Source organism: Spirulina sp. LEGE 11439 (genome assembly GCF_059821285.1).
On the sequence record NZ_JCAMRX010000027.1, the window covers coordinates 1 to 20,872 of the forward strand.

The window sequence follows — 20,872 nt, forward strand, 5'->3', positions numbered from 1 at the left end:
CCAGTCACCAGTCACCAGTCACCAGTCACCAGTCACCAGTCACCAGTCACCAGTTGACAGAGAACAACAAACAAGTACCAATCGTTCTTTTCTGCCTCAATCTGTGGCTCCAATTTCGGGCAATCCTGTGTTGCAAGAGTTGCTCAAAACGCGAGAGCCGGTTGTTGTGATGGATATGAGGAATAATATTGAAGAGATTAAGGGAGTAGATTTACCTCTACGATCGCCGGCTCGCGCTTTATTAGTGGTACCGTTACTCGTGGACGATCGCATTATTGGCAGCATTACCCTTCGGCAAAGCAGCAAGCCTCGTCGCTGGTCTCACGCCGATATCGACTTGGCTCAAGCCGTCGCCTCTCAAGCAGCGATCGCGGTACAGCAGTCCCGCCTTTTCCAACAAACCCGCCAGCAAGCGGAGCGCCTCATGGAATCGGATCGGCAAAAAACCGAGTTTTTTCAGAATATTTCTCACGAATTTCGCACGCCGTTAACTTTGATGATCGGTCCATTGGAATCCGCGATCGATCGTCAAGAAGCGCTTCCTTTCGATCGCGCCCAAATTGCCCTGCGAAATTCCCGCCGCCTCCTGCGTCTGGTCAATCAACTTCTCGACTTGCAACGCTTGGATGCGGGACGAATGCAACCGAGTTTTCGTCCCTGCAATTTGGCAGAATTTACCTTGCAAATCGTAGAGACCTTTCGCCCTTATTGTCAGCGCAAAGGACTGCATTTAGAAACCCAACTCGAGGCAACAGATTTGATTTATCTTGATGGGGAAAAGTTTGACAAGGTGCTTTATAATCTTCTCTCCAATGCGATGAAATTCACCGATGCGGAAGGGAAAATTACGATTGCGCTGAAATCTTTAGGAGATCGCATTTGCTTGCAAGTTAGTGATTCAGGGATTGGTATTTCTGCATCTCAACTCGTTCATTTATTCGAGCGCTTCCGACAGGCAGAAGGATCGGTGAATCGGTCTTATGAAGGCACGGGGTTGGGGTTGGCACTGGTGAAGGAAATTGTCGAACTGCATGGCGGAGAAGTATCTGTCAGTTCGGTTAAACAGGGGGAAGAACGAGAAGGGGAAATCGCAGGAACTACTTTTACTGTATTTTTGTACGAAGGAACGAGCCATTTACCTTCAGATCTGGTTCTCGATCTGCCCCTGGAAATTCAATCGGCGCGATCGGCGGTAGAGTTGGCCGATTTGGAAGCAGAGTTACTCGAGGCAGAAGAAAACCGAGCGATTGAAGCGATCGCCCCCGTGGATATCCCCGAAAATAGCGAGAATCCCAATCTGGATTTTCAACCAGGCGATCGCTTGGTTTTAGTCGTTGATGACAATCCGGACTTACGCAGCTATGTTTCCTCGGTGTTGCGATCGGCAGGATATCGCGTTTGTACGGCACGCAATGGAGCAGAAGGGTATCGCATGGTCGAAGAACGCCATCCTCAGTTGATCGTCAGCGATGTGATGATGCCCAAGGTATCCGGATTGGATTTGGTGAAAATGGTGCGAAATAACGAGGAATTGCGAGGTACGCCGATTATTTTACTCACAGCGAAAGCAGATGAAAGCAGCCGCCTTGAAGGGACGGAGCAAGGAGCAGATGCGTATTTAGCCAAACCTTTTAACGATCGCGAATTACTCGCCAGCACTCGCAATTTACTCTCCCTGAAGGCGAATGAAGAGCGCGTTAAGGAATTGAATGCGTATTTGACAGAAGCCATTTTACAACGCTTTTTACCCCCGGAAATGGTCGAGAAAGCTGCCAAGGGAGAAATGACATTAGGATTAGAACCCGAGCCACGCTTGGTGACAATTTTGTTTAGCGATATCGTCGGATTTACACAATTGTCGAATCAATTACAATCTCAAGGAATTGCTCGAGTTTTAAATGAATATCTCCAAACCATGACGGAAGTCGTTTTCGAGTATGGCGGGACGGTAGATAAATTTATGGGAGATGCGATCATTGCCCTGTTTGGTGCGCCTCAAGATTGTTCCCCAGAAGAACAAGTCCGGCGATCGGTCAAGACAGCAAAAGGAATGTATCGAGTTTTAGATGAGTTAAACGATCGCTGGAAAAAACAAGGTATCGTTGGTATTGATAATGTCCCTCTCGTACAGTTTCGCTGCGGCATTCATCAAGGTCGAGCGGTAGTGGGGATGTTTGGCAGCGAGCATCGTTCCGACTATACCGCGATCGGTCCTTCTGTAAATATTGCCTCGCGCCTCCAAGAAGCTGCCCAACCCGGTAGAATTTTAGTATCGACAACCGTTGCCGATTATTTGCCATCAGACGAAAAGGAAAAATTTAAAGCGCTGAAGTTAAAAGGAATCGAACATGATGTCTTAACTTATTTTATTAATACCTAGTTTTTGCTATTTATTTTTTTCGATTGTTGGAGATTTGAAGATGAGATTTATTAGCCCTAAAACTGATTTTGCTTTCAAAAAAATATTCGGTTCTAATGAGAGTAAAGATATTCTTATTTCTTTTCTCAATTCTATGATTTATTCGGATCGCGATATCATTCAAGATTTAGATATTCTCGATCCTTATAGTGCTGGCAATACCGTCGATCTCAAAGATAGTTATTTAGATGTCAAAGCAATATTAGCAGATAATACTCATGTCATTATTGAAATGCAAGTTTGGAATGTGGAGGCATTTGAAAAACGAGTCGTTTATAACCTGTGTAAAACCTATGTCAATCAACTTAAATCAGGTCAAGGGTATTCTTTTCTCGATCCTGTCATCGCTTTAACGATTACTGACTTTAAACTCTTTGCCAATACGAAAAAAACAATTACTCGCTTTCATTTCCAAGAAGAAGCCGAAAATATTTCGTATCAGGAAAAAGAATTAAAACTGGTATTTGTCGAACTGCCAAAATTCAAGAAAAAACTCGATGAATTAGAAACAATTACTGATAAATGGATTTACTTTATCAAAGAAGCACCGAATCTAGAAATTATCCCCAACAATATGAAACAGATCCCTCAGATTGATAAAGCCTTAAATATTGCCAACCAAGCCAGTTTAACAATGGAAGAACTTGATAGGTTACATAAACAGGAAACGTTTTTGCGCGATCGCCAAGGAGAAATGATTTTTGCGAAAAGAGAAGCACGAGAAGAAGGTCGAGAGGAAGGTCGAGAGGAAGGTCGAGAGGAAGGTCGAGAGGAAGGTCGAGAGGAAGGTCGAGAGGAAGGTCGAGAGGAAGGTCGAGAGGAAGGTCGAGAGGAAGGTCGAGAGGAAGGTCGAGAGGAAGGTCGAGAGGAAGGTCGAGAGGAAGGTCGAGAGGAAGGTCGAGAGGAAGGTCGAGAGGAAGGTAAAATTGAAGGAGAAAAAGGTTTATTATTACGACAGCTTCAGCGACGTTTTGGAGAGTTAAGTTCAGAAGCTATTGATTTAATTGAAAATTTGGATTCCCAAGGTTTAGAAAGTCTAGGAGATGCAATCTGGGAATTTACCACTCCTGAAGATTTAATCGACTGGTTTCCAGAAAGTTAATATTTTGCTGATTGGTTGTGAACTTTAACGAATCCATTCTAAGATTGTTTGAGCAACAGTTGCAGTGACAGGCATAACCGACAAGCGATTTCCTCGCTTGACAACGAGAAACTCATCTCCTGAAAAGTGTGCTTTTAATTCAGTAAGAGAAACTATCCGTGGAAATGTTTCGACAAATTCAATTTCTACAGTTTGCCAACGTGGATTCTCTGGAGTTGCTTTGGGATCGTAATGTTTGTCATTGGGATCGAATTGTGTCGGATCGATGATATTACCGCGAATTACTTGTGCTAATCCCACAATTCCGGGGGGGGTTGGTATTAGAATGGTAGAAAAATGTTATATCTCCGGGCTGCATTTCACGGAGAAAGTTGCGGGCTTGATAATTTCGCACGCCATCCCAAATTTCTCTGCGATCGCATTCTAAATCGGTAATACTATAATCGCTAGGTTCTGATTTTAATAACCAATAATTCATTGTTGTTTGTTGTTTGGAGTTACTCTAGAAGTTGAAAATTAGAATTTCGGAAATTTCACCTCGACTATCTCCTTTTGAGTTAATATTTCGTTTTGCTTTTACTCTTTTGATTTTATAATCAGCATACAAAATATCAAAAAAGGAACGATCGCGATCGCTATTTTGAACATCTGAGTTACTGAGGATGAAATATCCTCCTCTTTGGGTCACTTTATCGCAAAATTCTTTGAGTCGCAACTGATCGCGATCGCCAAAATTCTCCTTACTATATGCTGTAAATCCAGAGGTTGTATTAAGTGGTTTATAAGGCGGATCTAAATAAAATAAAGTATTCTTGCTTGCCGAACTTAAAGTTTCTTCAAAATCACCATTTAAAATTTCAACGTTTTGTAAATATTGATGAACAGCAAAAATATTGTCGCGATCGCAGATTTTAGGCTTTTTATGTCTCCCAAAAGGAACATTAAATTCACCTTTTTGATTAACGCGGTATAAGCCATTAAAACAAGTCCGATTGAGAAAGATAAGTAGCGTTGTTTTTGAGATTCGATCCGTTACTGTATTTTGATTAAACTCTATTCGTTTCTGAAGATAAAAACCTTTTTTTTGAGTATCATTAGCAAAATTGCGATAATGTCTCTCTATTTTCGCCAGAGAATCGATAATTTCTTGGTGATTTTCTTTTATACTTTGGTACGAACGAATGAGATCGAGATTGATATCGTTAATAATTGCTTTTTCTAAATTGGGAAAATTATTGAGAATATAAAAAAGTAAAGCACCTCCGCCGATAAAAGGTTCAATATAAGTAAAAGAGCGATCGCGATCGAATTTCTGAGATAAAATAGATTGAATTTCAGCAATAAGTTGTGTTTTTCCTCCAGCCCATTTTAAAAAAGGTTTCGCTTTTCTCATGTTTTTGTTGTTTATTATTCCTGCGATCGACAATAACTCATCACTTTATCTCCTACGGAGCGATCGCCTCAACCTCGTCCTTAATTGTTGCATGGCAAAAACCTGACCTTTTGGCGTTCTTTTTTCTCTGATTTTTCTGTGCCTCTGGGCTTCCACAATCCCCATGCGATGTGGTTTTCTGAGGGAAATATTTTCATGCTCTTCTGACACTGGTTGGATGGGAGGATTATCCTTACTGTGCCACCAAGTTACGATCGCACCTCCCGCTAAGCCCCCGATCGCACCAACTATAATAGTAAATGGTATGGGATATCCTAACAAAACCAAAGCAATGAGGAAAAATAGCCACAACATTAAGCCCGTAGAAATGCCATTTTTAAACATGAGATATAGCCCAGCAAACGCATTAATTTGTTAATAAAGATTGTAACGCCTCAGTTTCCATACGAGGGCCAAAGCGGCTAACAATTTTTGCGGCAGCACGAGAAGCTAAATTTCCTGCTTCGCTGAAACTCATTCCGTGGGTAATTCCATATAAAAATGCACCTGCATACATATCTCCCGCACCAACCGTATCGATCGCTTCTACAGACACAGGGGCAATTTCGATGGTGTTTTCGCCATCAAAAATGATAGATCCTTGACTCCCTCGCGTCATGGCAAAACATTGAGTCAGGGTTTTGAGATAGGCAATCCCATCACTAATATTATCGGTTTCAGCCAGTTTTAACACTTCGCTTTCATTGGCAAAAATGAAATCTACACCCGAGCCAATAACTTTTAATAATCCCTCTTTGAAAAATTCGGCCATGTTGGGATCGGAAAGAGAAAGGCTGGTTTTAACTCCGGCTTCCTCCGCCATTTCTCGGGCGCGAATAGCCGCTTCTTTTCCGGTTGGCGAAGGCATTAAATAGCCTTCAATATATAAATACTCTGAGTTTTTTAATTCTTCTGCGACTAACTCATCTGTGGAAAAATTTCCCGTAATCCCTAAAAACGTATTCATTGTGCGATCGGCATCGGGAGTCACTAAAACCAAGCATTTTCCCGTAATACCACTCTCACGATGTTGGTGCTGTAAATTGGTCTCAACTCCACAGCGCAATAAATCCTCTAAAAAGAAAGATCCGGTTTCATCAGCAGCCACTTTACAAGAATAAAATCCTTGACCTCCCAATTGACTTAACGCCACCATTGTATTCGCCGCAGAGCCACCACAACTTTTTTTAGAGGGGAGTGTTTTTAAGCGATCGACTAAATCCCAATGACGCAATTCATCTACTAAAGTCATTACGCCTTTATCAATTTTAAATTCTTTTAATTGCTCTGGAGAAACTTCAAACTCCATATCAACGAGAGCATTGCCAATACCGTAGACATTGTATTTTTTCATGGTTGTCCAACCTTGCCAAAGGATAACGATTGATTTGCAAAAGAAGTAGGAAAGAGAAACATCGTTAAAAAGAGGCGCATCTTTATACGCCTCTTTTCTTTTCTCCTTATGAATTTAACTTTCGGGTTGGTCAACCGCGAAAAAACTCAGATGATAGATACTGCCTTTCCAAGGATGGGTTTGAACTTCTCTAATGACGGTAGTTCCCTGCCAAGATAGCTCGGGAATATTGACATCAACTATGGTTTTATTCACAGCAGCTTGACGCAAGAGTATTTCTGCTTCTTTCTGCTTCACAACGAGATGCACGGAGTTTGCACCGTCGTGACCGTATAAATTGGCGGGAATTAAGCCTTCGCGACGCAAGGCTCTTGATTTAATCATTTCCGGTCTTTTTTGACATTCAATCGTTATTGACATGATTTCTTGATGTTAGTTATGAATTATTGGTTGTAAGTAAAGCTCGTTTGGGGCCGTGGATGGGGTCTTCAACGATAATAGTTTGGTCGCGACTGGCTCCAAGGGAAACGATCGCGATCGGGACTTCCATTAAATCAGCAAGAAACTTGAGATAGTCTAATGCGGGTTTGGGTAAGTCTTCTAAACTTCGACAATCTTCTGTTGATTGTTTCCATCCCGGTAAGGTTTCATAAATGGGTTGGCATTTGGCAAACTGGGAGGTACTGGTCGGGAGATGGTGGCATTTTTCGCCATCCATGTTATAAGCGACGCAAACTTTGATTTCCTCCAAACTATCCAAGACATCGAGTTTGGTAATGGCCAAACAGTCTAACCCATTAATTCGCACGGCATAGCGACCGATGACCGCATCAAACCAACCGCAACGGCGACGGCGACCGGTGGTGGTGCCGAATTCTGCCCCGCGATCGCCTAATAATGTGCCGATCTCATCGTGTAATTCCGTGGGAAAGGGACCTTCGCCAACACGGGTCGTGTAGGCTTTGGCCACGCCAATGACGCGATCGATAATGGTGGGACCGACTCCCGCACCGACGCAGGCACCGCCAGAAATGGGATTGGAAGAGGTGACGTAAGGATAGGTACCGTGATCTAAATCTAAAAGTGTGCCTTGCGCCCCTTCAAAGAGAATGTTTTTGCGATTTCTCACTGAACCGTCTATTTTAAGAGAGCTATCGACAACATGAGGACGCAAACGATCGGCATATTTTAAGTATTGTTCGATAATTTCTTTCGCTTTAAGCGGCTCTAAACCATAAAGTTTTTCTAAAACTTCATTTTTGGCTTTCACCGATCGCGTTAACAAATCTGACAATCCTTCCGCATCCAATAGATCGATCACGCGAATTCCCGCACGTTCTGATTTATCGGCATAGGTGGGTCCGATCCCTCGTTTGGTGGTGCCAATTTTGTGTTTTCCCCGCTTCTCTTCCGATGCTTGATCGATGAGGCGGTGGTAGGGCATTGTTACGTGGGCTGTTTGGGAGATATAGAGATTTTTGCTCGAAATGCCCAAGGCTTCAAGTTGGTCGATTTCCTCGAGCAACACTTGCGGGTCGATCACCGTGCCGGAACCGATGATACATTCTGTATTCGGGTAGAGAATGCCCGAGGGAATTAAATGGAGTTTAAAGGTGCGATCGCGAACGACTACTGTATGTCCCGCATTTACCCCACCTTGGTAACGCACGACCACATCCGCCGATCGACTCAACAAATCGGTAATCTTGCCTTTTCCTTCGTCTCCCCACTGGGCACCAATAACAATAACGTTTGCCAAAGGTCTCGCTCTTATACGACAGTTTTCACAAACTCTCATTATCTAGACTCAATGGGAAAAATGTCAAGGGGTGGGAAACGCAATTTCCGGCGATCGCTATAATTGCTGCCAATCTTGAATGGCTTGTTCCGACCACAACCAATTCTGACTTAATCCTTGTGCCTGAAATTGAAGAGGGGCTGCATTCATAACGGTTTGTCGCAATTTCCGGGCTTTATCGGCAAGGATTTGAGCTTGGTCGGGTGTTGCTTCTGTCGAGAGTTTTTGCAGTCCCAATGCTAACCCTGCGTAGGTATTGAGAAGATCGGAATTTTGCAACAAATCAAGATTTTCCCCTTGCGTGTCGCTTAATTCGAGAGCATCATACCAAACTTGGTTGGCGCGATTTGTTTGCCCTTCTGCATAGTAAGCAAATCCTAGGGCATTTTTATAGGCGATCGCATCGGGTTTACCTTTGGCTGCGACCTCCCAATAACGACGAGCATCAGTGATATGATAAGTGTTGTCTCCGGTAAGAGTGGCTTGCCATGCCAACCGCCCGCGCAAAAAACTAATTTCCGGTTCGTCGAGTTGTGCGGCTGGAATGACGGCTAAGGCAGATTCGGCAAAAGGAAGGGCATTGCGATCGAGTAAAGCCTGTACTGCCGTCGATCCCGCGTCTAAATTCCCCTCACTAAACTGCTCGATCGCCAAACTGGTGACACGATCTGTACCGACATCTTGAAGGTCTAAATTCTCTAAATCGAGAGGCTTTTCCCCATTCCTTATTGCGTCGATACGATTCGTATTGAAGTAAGTATTGTAAACAGACCAAAACCCCAAACCGCTTCCCGCGATCGCGATCGCCCCCAGTCCAGCCAATAGTGCAATCTTCAGGGGATTTTTCTTCTCCTTGCGCTGAGTTGTAGATTGTTGGGGCTTTTCTTCAATTGGTGGCGGAGGAACGGGTGACGGTGACTGACTTTGAACCGTTCTTTCTTCCCCCTTCTCTTCTGTAAACTCGCTTAAAATATCGCGAACAAAACTAGCTTCCTCTTCTGTAACTTCTTCAACAGGGATGCGATCGTTGACGCGTTGGGATGCTGCACTGGTTCCATTAGGAGAAGACGGCATGAGATAATCGTCATCATCCTCAAAATCGTCGGCTAAATCGTCCTCTAACCATGCTGTTTCTCCTGTCATGGGCATTTCTTCGAGATCGTAAAAATCCAACGGATCGAATCCTTCGGTTTGAGCTTGACCTGTCACTAAAATCCCATCAAACTCGGGATGAAGATAGAGAACGGGTAACGCCCAGTACAACTGATTGGAACCGTAAGCTGAGATTAAACCCTGTCGTGCCCGAGAGAGGCTCAAATCGATGGGATAACTGCAAACGAGGTTGCGATAGAGAAGCCGGGTTAAAGTGAGAGCTACTTCATCCGGAATCCGTTCCGCCATGGCCAACACGGCAGGGATACCTCGTTTAACTAAGGTTCTGGCCAGATTGCGATCGCCAGCTTCTCCCTCCTCTTTGGCTTCATCTAAAGCCGTATCCGCACTACGACAGGAATTAAAAACCGCCAATTGAATGCCATTATTAGCCAATAAACCCCCTAAATCTTCCCCATAGAGGCGTTCGGTCAATCCTGTTTTCTGGCTGACCAAATAAACATCGCCTCCCGACTCGCCTAAATCACTGTGACCGGCATAATGAAAAACTTGATAGTGACCTTGTTCTAAGGCTTGGGTTAATTCTTCGCGATCGGGTTGTTTGAGTATTGTCAATTCCAACGGGGGAAAGCCTTCTCGGGCGTTGCGTTCTAGTTCGGATTTGAGATGTAGCGCTTCTTGTTGTAAAGCGAGGCCGTCTTGGTCATCGGGTTCTGCGATCGCCATTAAAATTCGCAAGGGTTGTTCTTTTTGACTCGTTAGTTCTCGGGCATTCGCGGCAAAAGGACTACCAATTTGATAGCGAGAAAAGGCGATATCGGTACCCGTGGCGAGGGGCTGAAAGAGGGATTCTCCCAATTCGTTATGGTTGGCGTGGAGGACTTCCCAAGGGATGCGAGAAAGGCGAGAGCCTTTAATTCCCAAGCGCAGGCGTAGGAGGGAACGATGGTTGTGGGCAATACTTTGGGCGGCGATCCAACTATCCCGCAAGCTGCCTTGAAAAAGTCCTTCGTAAAGCTGCTGTCCCAAACTAGCTAGGTCGAGGGTTGCTTCTTGGGTTGAATTTTTGTTCAGTTGTCCGGTAATGAAGAGAAAGTCATCTTGAGGGGATCCATCTCCCTGCATAAGATTGAGGATGGGATCGTTCATGAGTTGCTTGGCGCGATCGAGCCATCTGTTCACCGGCCAGTGCAAGTGTTCTTCTGCGAGAGGAACTCCGGGGGCGACTTTCTCGGTGCGTACCAGATAATCGTCGTTTCCCAGAGGTGTGATGGAGAGTTGAAATTCCTGAAACACAGAAGACATGGCAGGTATTGAGGAGGGCAAGGAGAGCAGGACTAATTAAATGATAGACGGATTTGCTCGTTTCAATGTTTCTGTTTTTTTTGCGAGGCATACAGCAAGCAAAAGGCAATTGTATCGAGCGTGTAAAAATCAAAACATTTAACACGCCAAACAAAACGAGATACAATTTACAATATCAGACCTTTCGCATGATATTCAAACAGAGCTAAATGCGGAAGATTTAAAAACTGTCGAGAATTTGTTGAATCATTAAAAATCACTTTAAGAGTTTATCCAAAAACTCAAAATTTGGGTCTACCGAACCTAGTATGTAGAACTAAGTTGAGAAAAATGAATCCAACCCAACTCTGATTTTAAAATTATCAAAGTTTCTAAAGCCGTATCCTTTTCGTTTGTCTTGGTCGATTGGATATGGCGAGGAAACCTCGCCATCCCTCGAACGCTTAATTAATTTCAATTTATTGTTAATTCCTTCCACTACTCCTTGAGTAGTTCGATAGTCAAAATAAGCAATGATTTCTCCAATCCATCTTCGGATAGTTCCACAACTTTCTACATAATATTCTGCTGCTTTTTTTAACCAATCGGCAAGTGCCAATAGACCTTCTATCCAATTTTGATGACTCTCAAATACTTCTCTGAATTCCTCTTTTAATTCTTGCATTCTTCCTAACTTGGGTATTTCTTTTTGGATTTCTTCTAATTTCTCTTTTTCTTCTTCTTTCAAGTCTTTTTCATTTTTAAGCAAAGCATATTTGCTCTTTTTCCCGATACAATTTTGTGATTTTTAACGACAATTCCTTCTACATTCAATATATTTTCTATAAAATTTTTAGGGTCTTTTTCGTTCATTTTCTTTTTGTGCTATATTTTATGTGTTTTTCCAATTCTAGATAATCATTTTTTTATCTCTTTGTCAATATTCACAAAAGCATTTATCGATTTTTTCTTTCTCTCTTTTTTTGTACTATTTCTGACTTTTTCTACATATCATGTTCGGTAGACCCGATAATGTTTTTGTTTGCTGTTGCAACTTATACCAAATTAGATGCGTTTACCCTGTCTAGACTCCCCGTCAATTGGTGAATCTATTTCTAACTTGCTCTAATTCTCCCGGTTTAATCCGTTCAAATACCCGTCTGAATGTATCATTTGAAGGAATGTCATTCGGCAGTTCTAAAAATTCTTTCAACCACGAATATTTGCTAATTCCATAATTTTCGATATCTTCCCAACCTTCTGCTCCCGCGATCGCTGCCAGTATCGCGATCGTCAAAATATCTTTGAGAAGATGTTTTTGAGTCCGATTGACTCGTGGGTCTTCAACTTCTTCAACATAGCTTAATAACTTTTCTTGGATATCTTCAAAAGATTCTACTATTAAAGATTGCTTTTTTTCTGTTCTGATTTAATTTGAGTTTGAAAACCTTTAGCCATAGCGATTATTGACGTTCAATTTATATTTCTCTAATTTTATTCGATTTTTCTGCTTTTTCCCTACCCATTATATCCTCGTCTTTTTTTCAGTTATTTTCACTACCAAATTTAGATAAGCTTACCTTGGTGAAACTGGAGCGATTATATCCTCAATTTAACCTGTCATAATTTATATGGTGTAATACTAGGGGTGTTTTTTTGCTTATCTCATATTGTGTAACGCTTGCTGTGCAGGTAGGGGTAGCTGTGCTGTTGTACCGTTGTGCGGTATCTCCCCCTAAACATTCCTTTTCCTTTCGTTCGCAAAAATCCGAGAGACAGGCTCATAGGGACATCAGTCAGGATTTGACCTGAAGGGGCAACCGTAGGCTTGACCTTGACGGATGAACCAAGCTTGATATGCCCTCGCTACGGAACGAAATGTAAGGAATCATTTCGCTATGCGATCGCCCGCTATGCGCCATTGGTACGGGTTATTTTTTTAGCGAAAATCATAAGGCAATCCCATGAAAACTCAAAGGGCAAACTTCATCACTCTTTACCTTTAATGATTAGAATTGAGTAAGGCAAAAATGACTAGGTATTGAGTAATCCTTAGAAAGGGTTGTTGTGTAAGTATTCAAAATCAATGGAGGTAAGCGGACTCGAACCGCTGACATCCTGCTTGCAAAGCAGGCGCTCTACCAACTGAGCTATACCCCCTTATTAGCTGCTATTTAAAAGCACTTTTGCTATTATACACAATATTCGCCATTCGTGTCGAAAAAACAAAATATTTTTTGCATCCGCGATTGTATATTGCCCAGAAACTGCCATGACTCTTGTTATTGCTACTTTTTACAAGTTTGTTCCTCTGTCAGATTATCGAGAGAAACAAACCGAAATTTTTTCCTTTTGTCAGCAAGAAGGGATTAAAGGAACTATTTTGCTGGCTGTAGAGGGTATAAACGGGACGATCGCCGGATCTCGCGAGGCGATCGATACTGTTTTGGTGTTTTTGCGATCGGACTTTCGTTTTGCCGATTTGGAGTACAAGGAATCTGAGACTGAAACGCAACCATTTGCACGGTTAAAAGTGAAATTAAAACAGGAAATTGTTACTTTGGGCGTTACCGAGGCAAACCCGAGCGATTGTGTGGGGACTTATATCGATCCGCAGGAATGGAATGCGTTAATTGACGATCCTGAAGTCAAGGTGATTGACACTCGCAATGATTATGAGGTTAGCATCGGTACTTTCAAAGGGGCAGAAAATCCCCAAACCCAATCTTTTCAGGAGTTTCCCGACTACGTTCGCACCCATCTCGATCCTGAAAAACAGCCCAAGATTGCCATGTTTTGCACCGGGGGAATTCGTTGCGAAAAAGCAACTTCTTATCTCTTGCAACAAGGATTTTCCGAGGTTTATCATCTCAAAGGCGGTATTCTTAAATATTTAGAAGAAATTCCCCCAGAAGAGAGTTTATGGGAAGGAGAATGCTTTGTTTTTGACGATCGCGTTGCTGTCGGACACAGATTAAAACAAGGAAATCATGAAATGTGTCGCAGTTGCGGTCATCCTATTTCTGAAGCAGATAAAACATCAAACTATTATGAAGCGGGAATTTCTTGTCCTTATTGTTTTGAAAATTTAAGCGAAGAAAAGCGATCGCGCCAACAAGAACGACAAAGACAATGGGAAGAAAAGCACAATCTCGCTTAATTTCATAGCAATCGCTGTGGTTTACGATCGGTCAAAAAAAATCCCTAAACCATCGTTTGATGAATTAGGGATCGCCAATCAGGGTGCATCTACCATTACTCTTTTCTCCTCTCTCAGAGACCATCCGGATATTTTGCAAAATTTTTCAGTAAGTCTTTTTTCTGACGGAGAGAGAAATTACTCGCGCGATATCTTGTTATGCTGAAAAATTGCTAAAGATGACCAAAACCATTCAATTTATCGATTTATTCGCAGGCTTGGGCGGCATTCGCCTAAGATTAGAGCGTACTTGTCAACACCTTGGTTTTAAGTCTCAGAGGGAATACGAGGGCATAGGCATGCCAAAAATCAGTATAAGCTATCGCACATTGCGCTTGGGGGATGGCCGTTCGCGGAGCGTTCCCGGAAGGAGCAAGTTGCCTCGCCATATCCAACCAAGCAAAAAAGATGATAAATTCCGGGTAGCGATCGCCAAAGTTCTCTTGCACTTTTTTCAGAGCGATCCCCAACATAAACCCCAACAATCTCACGAGTATCCACATCAATAGCCAGCCAAATCCATTGTTTGTTGCCTTTTTTTCCCACAAATGACCACATTTCATCACACTGAATAATTAGATGTACTTTTTTTTTGAGGAGACTTGAACTTATTTAAGAACTTCTTGATAAATCTGATTCACATAACCTTGTAACCAAGTTTCTGAAACATCGCAAACCCTTGCAATACCAGCTCAAGGAATCTTTTCAAGCAAAAGTTTATTAATCAAATCTTTCGTCTCTTGAGAAATCCGTTTCTGTTGAGGATTTTCTACAAACTGTCGCTTGCACTCCTTACATTTATAATTCTGTTTACCATTATGAATACGTCCATTTTTAACAACTTTTGTTGATTCGCAGTCTGAACAGTGGGGCATAGTTTTCTCTCCTTTATTTTGACTTCAAAATATCATATCCTTACATCTGTAGGACTATCTAGATGCGTTTACCCTGAAGAAAGTTATTATCTGTTATCCATGCTTGAATTCTCTGTTGGACGAGATCGCATAAATTAGAACTGAGTGCGTCAAACCATTCAATTTCTGGATAAGCACGAAACCAAATGCGCTGACGTTTGGCAAATTGGCAAGTATGCAAAATGGTTAAATCTTTAGCTTTGGCGAGGGAAATTTCCCCCGCGAGATATTGTTTGATTTCTGCATATCCCAATGTTGCTAATAATGGTAAATCCCAACCATATTTATGCCCGAGTTTCTCAACTTCCGCGACTAATCCTATATCGAGCATTTGTTCGGTGCGTTGGATAATTCGGGTTTTGAGGCGATCGCGATCGCAGTCCAAACCAATTTGTAAAATAGGATAGTTGGGAGGATTTTCTCCTTGTTGGCTGGAGATTGGTTTTCCAGTCACATAAAATACTTCTAAGGCTCTTAAAGTGCGGATATTATCATGGGGATGGATTTTTTCGGCAGCGATCGCATCGACTTGGCGCAGAAACTGATGCAGTTGAGTTTGTCCGAGGGTTGCTAAACTTTCTCGCAATTGGAAATGAGGAGAGACGCGAGGGATTTTTAACCCTTTAGCGATTGCTTTAATATACAGTCCGGTTCCCCCCACGAGAAAAGGAATCTTGAGGGACTCCACGATCGCTACTTGCGCTTGTTCCTGATATTCAGCCAGAGTGAGAATTTCTGTTGGATCGCAAACGTCGATGAGAGCGTGAGGAACAAGTTTTTGTTCTGCTAGAGCAGGCTTTGCAGTACCGATATCGAACTCCCGGTAAACTTGCCGAGAATCCGCACTAATAATTAGAGACTGTTGATATTGTGCCAAAGTGATTGCCAAACCTGACTTTCCTGTTGCTGTTGCGCCACAAATGACAATTAAACCGTTCATGAGAGAGTAAAAAGTGAAGAGTAAAGAGTGAAGGGTTGAGAGTTTTGCAATTGGAAATGATTTTTTATTATTTAGATAATTCTTTTTGTTTTAATTTTTTTATACTTGATACAAGCAATACTCCGGACAAAATTAAGAAACAAGAGAACCGTAGGTCAATAGCTGACAATAGTTGGATACAATTTAATTAAAGTGGAGTCAAGGTCGAACCAGTGAATAAATAATTCTAAAATATTTTCGTTGAAAGCAAAACGTTTTGATGGGTGCATCTCAGTTTTGCACAAATACTCAAATAGTGGTAAAAGAAAAAAAATCAACTGAAAAGAGTATGAGCAAAATGAACTTGAGTCCAGAAGACCAAGAAAAGATAGAAGAACACGCGAAAACGATCGCTAGAATTCTACACCAAAATACACCATCTGACAAACTGAAAACATTTGAAGATATAGACACAACACTAAGGCAACAAGAAAAAATGATAGTCCTAACTGTCCAGACTGCGAATCAACAAAAGTTGTTAAAATGTGAATCAGATTTATCAAGAAGTTCCTAAATAAGTTCAAGTCTCCTCAAAAAATCGGAAAAAAATCTAGACCAGCAAAAACAAGAAGAGAAAAAGATAAGATTAATTCGCCGAGGCGGAGGAACGAAAAAAAAAGTTAGTTGTGGAAGACCAAATCTTATTGACTTTGATTTATTTGCGTCAAGGTTTGACATTGCAAGTGTTGGGATTAAAGAGGACTATACTCTCCTTGAAGAGGAGACTACTTGCTTTTTTCCATAGACCGTTGCGACATTTTCAACACGATTTTTCTGGGCAGAAAAGGTAATATCCAATTTAACAGGAAACTGAGCGATCGCTCGTTAATTTTGACGAGTTTGCCTTTCATCATCGCCTCATACCCGCATCGGGCAACGGACTCGGGAGAGGCTGCTTTATCCCACAACGAGTTGCCTTCGAGATCTCCCGCCGCCACAAAGCCCGTAGCAACGGCACCCGGACAAAGTGCTGTTGAGGTAACATTCGTATCGGCAAGCTCTTGAGCGATCGCCTGAGAAAAGGAGACCACAAAGGCTTTTGTCGCATAATAAACTGCCTGTAGTGGTCCCGGTAGGAAACCTGCGGTGGATGCCACGTGCAGAATCTTCCCAGAATTGCGATCGACCATCCCCTGCAAGTATAGATGAGTGAGATTGACCAACGAGACCATATTGACCTGCATCATAGCTTGGTCTTTAGCAAGATCGCGTTCGTGAAATTTGCCGTGACCGCCAAACCCGGCATTATTCATCAGAATCTCAATTTGAATCCCGTCTGCTTCCGTTGCGGCAAATATTTTTTCGGCAGAGTCGGGTTGTGCGAGATCGGCGACGATGACTGTGGCTTTAATGCCATGCGCTTTCTCTAACTCCGCTTTCAATTGATTCAGCGCCTCTTCACGACGGGCAACCAATACGAGGTCTCCTCCTTTGGCTGCATGCAAACGAGCGAGTTCGGCACCAATGCCACTTGAGGCACCCGTTACTAATGCGGTATTTCCCATCATTATCTCCTTGATTTAATATCGATCGAACAGTTATTTTGGTCAAAGTCCTCCCACCGAGGCGATCGCTCATTCAAGTCGATCTTGGCCAATTTTGAGAAAAAGTGCAGCAATTAGTTCCCGGCTGCCTCCAAATCGTCAAGCCGACTCGCCAAATCTTCGCCACGCTGCATGGGTGGCATCCAATGAGGGTACTCGGGGGCAAGTTGGCTCACCTCGTCAAGACAAGTCATCTCTTCTGCTGAAAGGGCAATATCCACAGATTTTAGATTATCCACTAACTGTTCTTCTTTACGAGCGCCAACAATGATACTGGTTACGCCCGGTTTGTGTAACAGCCATGCCAGAGCAATTTGCGGTATCGAGACATTGTGGCGATCGGCTATTTCTCCCAAGGTATTCACAATATCAAAGCCGCGCTCTTCGTCAATCGGTGGAAACTTTAGTTTTGTACGCCGACCATCAGAGGTTTCGCGAGTGTATTTGCCCGTCAGAAAACCACCAGCCAAAGGACTCCAGACGAGAATCCCCAAACCCAGATCCAAGGCAGCCGGAACGATTTCTCGTTCCAATTCCCGCCCCACCAGCGAATAGTAAGCCTGCACTGAACAAAATCGTTCTATACCTAACTGTCGGGCGATGCCGTCGGCTTTGACAATCTGCCAAGCGGCAAAGTTGGACAGGCCAATATAACGAACTTTGCCTTGTTGAACGAGAGTATCGAGGGCGCGTAAGGTTTCTTCTAAGGGGGTCGTTACGTCGAAACTGTGAACTTGGTACAGGTCAATCCAATCCGTGCCAAGCCGTCGGAGGCTATCCTCAACCTCCCGCATGGCTGACAAACGGCCGGTTCCTACAGCATTGGGTTGGGCGCTCATGGGGTTGAAATATTTGGTCGCAATAAGTACATTTTTACGCCGATCTCCCAATGCCTTACCTAAGATAACTTCAGACTCCCCCATACCATAGATGTTGGCGGTATCAAAAAGATTGATACCTGCTTCGATCGCTAAATCTACCATTCTCGTGGCCAACTCCTGACCTGTACCGCCCATTAATTGCCCGAAGGATCCTTCCTTTTGGTCAAAAGTCATCGTTCCTAAGGTCAGTTGCGAAACGTAAAGTCCCGTGTTACCTAATGCTGAATATTTCATGATCTTTGCCTCACTTATTGCCAGAAAATTGATAATGCTTTAAAAATCAGAGCGAACATTCATTCTAAGCGAGCCACAAAATAGCCGAGTGGCTCGATATATCGATGCCGATTTTTGCGTTAGTTCTAAAAGTTGAACTGCTGTTTCATGCCTTGAAAAAATGCCTCATCATCGAGTGCGGCGCGGTTTGCCAGAATTGTTTCGCTACCACCAGCCGCCGGATAGCGCAACTTACTCGTGCCGTCGTTAACGGCATCCCAAATAATGTTTGCAACCTCATCCGGTAGGGATTGCCGCGAAACAAAGAATTCCATCGCCCCCATCACGGATTGCACCGTCCCTTGATACTCTGCCATTGTTTCGTCATTGGTGAAATCGAAAGACCGACCGCCAAAATCGGTTTTAATTGCGCCGGGTTCGATGAGTTTGACCTTAATGCCGATCGGGGCGAGTTCATATTGTAGTGCCTCGGATATCCCCTCGACGGCAAACTTGGTGCCGTGATAGAGGCTGCCGAGAGGATAAGCCACTTTGCCACCAATGGAGGAAACATTGACGATCGTGCCGCTTTTTTGCTGGCGGAAATGAGGGAGAACGGCTTTAGTCGTTTCCAGCAAGCCAATGACGTTAGTATCGAACTGACGGCGGATTTTTTCCATTGAGAACGCTTCGAGGGGGCCGTATGCACCATACCCAGCGTTGTTCAAAAGCACGTCGATTTTGCCAAAATGTTCGATCGCATCAGTCACGGCTGTGGCGATCGCCTCAGAGTCCGTCACATCCAGACGAGTGACCCGCACATTATCTAATTGCTTTAACTCGGTTTCGACTTCTGGTTTTCGCATGGTGGCAATGACATTCCACCCTTCAGCCTGAAATTTGATGGCGGTTGCTTTGCCAATGCCCGATGATGCTCCGGTAATGAGAATGGTTTTCTGGCTCATTGTTAACTCCTTAAAATTGGCTTTTTTAGAATGAACATTCATTCGGAAACGGAGAAAAAAATTAGTTAGCTTTCAGTCCGTCCCAACAGTATAAAGCGGCTGCTTCGCGATGTTCGTCTGCGATCGCCAGTTCGCCAGACCATTGAAGTTTCGCCGTGTTCACAATGCTTCCGTATATCAGCGAGAAGATAAGCTGAATATCCATTTTCTTGAGATGACCCAATTCGATGCCCTCTGTCACAAATCCAAGTAAAGTTGCAAAGTATCGGTTACTTGCTTCTTTTACCTCTGGCGAGATAAGGGGAGAAATCGAACATTGCTCGAGGAAAGATAAGTGCATCGGTCTGGATATCAGGTAGTTAAAAGCATTTCGCCAGATCAACAAAAACCTTTCTTGATAGGGGGTTTGAAGATCGTAACCGCGAAAAGTTGCATCAATCATCTCTTTTTTTAGCTCGAGATAGAGATGATTGATGAGTGCATCTTTGTTTGAGAAGTAATGGTAAATTGTTCCGGCTGACACTTTAGAGCGTTTGCTAATCTGGGACATTGGTGTAGCATGAAGACCGTTTTCGGCGATCAGCGCCATCGTTGCATCCAAAATACGTTGCTTTTTGTCTTCCGATTGAATGTTCATTCTGTAATGATGCCGAGTTTTTGAGTTTTTGTCAATCCCCAATTCTGCCCTGTCTTTCCCCTTAACCCTTTTGGTATTATGATTGATGGGCAAGATTCACCACAACCCGTCGATGGGAAATGGGTAATCGGTCATGGGAAAAATAAATTAATGGCAGAATTTTGGTCTCGAATTTTAGATTTTTGTAAAACGATTACCGAACAATTGAGCGATCGCTTAATGCGGGATTTTGGCCATGCGATCGCCGAACGTAAAAGCGACGGCAGTTTGGTCACTGCATCCGATCGCTGGTGCGATCTCCAGATTCGCAATGCGATCGGGCAAACTTTTCCTCATCACGGTATCCTCACCGAAGAAACCACTCATATTCTTCCCAGTAATGACTGGTGTTGGGTGATAGACCCCATCGACGGAACCACCAACTTTACCCGAGGGATTCCCATCTGGGGAATGTCCTTGGGTCTGCTCTATCGTGGGATTCCCGTCTTTGGCTTTCTCAATTTTCCTCCCCTGCGTCAAGTCTTTTACGGCTATTGGTCCGGTCAGACCGGGTTAATCATGCCCAAAGGTGCTTATCTCAACGGCAAAGCCATTCAGACCAGTCCCGATGCCCCCAGTTTCAATCATTTATTCAATTTCTGCGCCCGCAGTTTGGATATTCTCAAAAACCCCTTTCCCTGTAAATTTCGCTCCATCGGTGTTGCCAGTTATAACCTCGCCCTCGTGGCTTGCGGTGCCTCCATTGGCGGCGTAGAAGCAACTCCCAAAATTTGGGATATTGCCGCAGTCTGGGCAATTGTACAAGGGGCAGGAGGCGCATTCGTTCATCTCGAACCTAATTATCCTTTTCCTTTAGAAATAGGCAAAAATTATGGCTCTCGTCCCTTTCCTTGCTTAGCCCTCGGAAAGGAGGAATCGCTCTCAATTTTTCAACCTTTAGTTGGATTTATCGGCGATCGCGTGGTGGCAAAATACGGAATTTGAGCGATCGCTCTCGAAGAAGAAGAGAGACCAAGACAACATTTTCATTAATTTTTT

Annotated in this window: 17 protein-coding genes, 1 tRNA gene and 5 pseudogenes; 6 read left to right on the forward strand and 17 right to left on the reverse strand. The window is 43.3% G+C overall.

The features are described 5' to 3' along the window. Window positions 1–2,380: response regulator (locus tag AC6RV6_RS17480; RefSeq protein ID WP_500242163.1), on the forward strand; the 2,380-nt coding region annotated here is incomplete at its 5' end. A 40-nt stretch (window positions 2,381–2,420) separates the two neighbouring features. Continuing rightward, window positions 2,421–3,521 carry an Rpn family recombination-promoting nuclease/putative transposase gene (locus AC6RV6_RS17485; protein ID WP_500242164.1) on the forward strand — a complete coding sequence of 367 codons (1,101 nt, stop codon included), beginning with the start codon at window positions 2,421–2,423 and terminating at the stop codon, window positions 3,519–3,521. A 24-nt stretch (window positions 3,522–3,545) separates the two neighbouring features. Here the strand turns inward: AC6RV6_RS17485 and AC6RV6_RS17490 are convergent. The 11 genes and pseudogenes from AC6RV6_RS17490 to AC6RV6_RS17540 all read right to left on the reverse strand — a co-directional run bounded on the left by AC6RV6_RS17490 (window position 3,546) and on the right by AC6RV6_RS17540 (window position 12,662). After that, window positions 3,546–3,999 (reverse strand): annotated as a pseudogene (locus AC6RV6_RS17490) (EVE domain-containing protein). A 24-nt stretch (window positions 4,000–4,023) separates the two neighbouring features. Beyond that, on the reverse strand, window positions 4,024–4,941 hold the full coding sequence (locus AC6RV6_RS17495; protein ID WP_500242223.1) for a DNA adenine methylase: 918 nt from the start codon (window positions 4,939–4,941) through the stop codon (window positions 4,024–4,026). 18 nt (window positions 4,942–4,959) lie between these two features. Then, window positions 4,960–5,298: a hypothetical protein gene (locus AC6RV6_RS17500; protein WP_500242165.1), complete on the reverse strand. Its 339-nt coding sequence runs from the start codon at window positions 5,296–5,298 to the stop codon at window positions 4,960–4,962. Between the two features lie 22 nt (window positions 5,299–5,320). Beyond that, a complete protein-coding gene (locus AC6RV6_RS17505) occupies window positions 5,321–6,307 on the reverse strand; it encodes an adenosine kinase (protein WP_500242166.1) in 987 nt (328 codons plus the stop codon). A 132-nt stretch (window positions 6,308–6,439) separates the two neighbouring features. After that, window positions 6,440–6,727, reverse strand: a pseudogene (gene rplY / locus AC6RV6_RS17510) (50S ribosomal protein L25); the annotation flags it as partial. 16 nt (window positions 6,728–6,743) lie between these two features. Next, a complete protein-coding gene (locus AC6RV6_RS17515) occupies window positions 6,744–8,066 on the reverse strand; it encodes an adenylosuccinate synthase (RefSeq protein WP_500242167.1) in 1,323 nt (440 codons plus the stop codon). A gap of 96 nt (window positions 8,067–8,162) precedes the next feature. After that, entirely contained in the window at window positions 8,163–10,523 is a 2,361-nt protein-coding gene (locus AC6RV6_RS17520; RefSeq protein ID WP_500242168.1) for a CHAT domain-containing protein, read from the reverse strand. 316 nt (window positions 10,524–10,839) lie between these two features. Next, a pseudogene (locus tag AC6RV6_RS17525) lies at window positions 10,840–11,289 on the reverse strand (ISL3 family transposase); the annotation flags it as partial. After that, window positions 11,247–11,375, reverse strand: a complete 129-nt coding sequence (locus tag AC6RV6_RS17530; RefSeq protein WP_500242169.1) for a hypothetical protein — start codon at window positions 11,373–11,375, stop codon at window positions 11,247–11,249. The gene AC6RV6_RS17530 and the pseudogene AC6RV6_RS17525, both read right to left, overlap by 43 nt. A gap of 247 nt (window positions 11,376–11,622) precedes the next feature. Then, a pseudogene (locus AC6RV6_RS17535) lies at window positions 11,623–11,960 on the reverse strand (transposase family protein); the annotation flags it as partial. 629 nt (window positions 11,961–12,589) lie between these two features. After that, window positions 12,590–12,662, reverse strand: a tRNA-Ala gene (locus AC6RV6_RS17540). Between the two features lie 112 nt (window positions 12,663–12,774). On the opposite strand from AC6RV6_RS17540, the gene trhO reads away from it, so the two are divergent. Further along, on the forward strand, window positions 12,775–13,662 hold the full coding sequence (trhO, locus tag AC6RV6_RS17545; RefSeq protein WP_500242170.1) for an oxygen-dependent tRNA uridine(34) hydroxylase TrhO: 888 nt from the start codon (window positions 12,775–12,777) through the stop codon (window positions 13,660–13,662). Window positions 13,663–13,979: 317 nt separating this feature from the next. On the opposite strand, the pseudogene AC6RV6_RS17550 reads toward trhO, so the two are convergent. Further along, window positions 13,980–14,576: pseudogene (locus AC6RV6_RS17550) on the reverse strand (IS1 family transposase); the annotation flags it as partial. A 58-nt stretch (window positions 14,577–14,634) separates the two neighbouring features. Then, window positions 14,635–15,555, reverse strand: a complete 921-nt coding sequence (gene miaA / locus AC6RV6_RS17555; RefSeq protein ID WP_500242171.1) for a tRNA (adenosine(37)-N6)-dimethylallyltransferase MiaA — start codon at window positions 15,553–15,555, stop codon at window positions 14,635–14,637. 259 nt (window positions 15,556–15,814) lie between these two features. Between miaA and AC6RV6_RS17560 the strand changes: the two genes are divergently transcribed. Continuing rightward, window positions 15,815–16,108 carry a hypothetical protein gene (locus tag AC6RV6_RS17560; protein WP_500242172.1) on the forward strand — a complete coding sequence of 98 codons (294 nt, stop codon included), beginning with the start codon at window positions 15,815–15,817 and terminating at the stop codon, window positions 16,106–16,108. A gap of 112 nt (window positions 16,109–16,220) precedes the next feature. Beyond that, window positions 16,221–16,385 carry a hypothetical protein gene (locus AC6RV6_RS17565; RefSeq protein ID WP_500242173.1) on the forward strand — a complete coding sequence of 55 codons (165 nt, stop codon included), beginning with the start codon at window positions 16,221–16,223 and terminating at the stop codon, window positions 16,383–16,385. Here AC6RV6_RS17565 and AC6RV6_RS17570 read toward each other — a convergent pair. The 4 genes from AC6RV6_RS17570 to AC6RV6_RS17585 all read right to left on the reverse strand — a co-directional run bounded on the left by AC6RV6_RS17570 (window position 16,320) and on the right by AC6RV6_RS17585 (window position 19,834). Beyond that, the gene (locus AC6RV6_RS17570; protein ID WP_500242224.1) at window positions 16,320–17,099 is read right to left on the reverse strand and encodes an SDR family NAD(P)-dependent oxidoreductase; all 780 of its coding nucleotides are present in this window, start codon (window positions 17,097–17,099) and stop codon (window positions 16,320–16,322) included. The two genes, AC6RV6_RS17565 and AC6RV6_RS17570, sit on opposite strands and share 66 nt — an antisense overlap. Before the next feature lie 113 nt (window positions 17,100–17,212). Beyond that, window positions 17,213–18,253, reverse strand: coding sequence for an aldo/keto reductase (locus tag AC6RV6_RS17575; protein ID WP_500242174.1), 1,041 nt, complete (start codon window positions 18,251–18,253; stop codon window positions 17,213–17,215). Window positions 18,254–18,378: 125 nt separating this feature from the next. Continuing rightward, window positions 18,379–19,197 carry an SDR family oxidoreductase gene (locus AC6RV6_RS17580; RefSeq protein ID WP_500242175.1) on the reverse strand — a complete coding sequence of 273 codons (819 nt, stop codon included), beginning with the start codon at window positions 19,195–19,197 and terminating at the stop codon, window positions 18,379–18,381. Window positions 19,198–19,258: 61 nt separating this feature from the next. Next, window positions 19,259–19,834: a TetR/AcrR family transcriptional regulator gene (locus AC6RV6_RS17585; RefSeq protein ID WP_500242176.1), complete on the reverse strand. Its 576-nt coding sequence runs from the start codon at window positions 19,832–19,834 to the stop codon at window positions 19,259–19,261. Window positions 19,835–19,984: 150 nt separating this feature from the next. Between AC6RV6_RS17585 and AC6RV6_RS17590 the strand changes: the two genes are divergently transcribed. Continuing rightward, window positions 19,985–20,818, forward strand: coding sequence for an inositol monophosphatase family protein (locus AC6RV6_RS17590; protein WP_500242225.1), 834 nt, complete (start codon window positions 19,985–19,987; stop codon window positions 20,816–20,818). The last annotated feature ends 54 nt before the right edge of the window (window positions 20,819–20,872 follow it).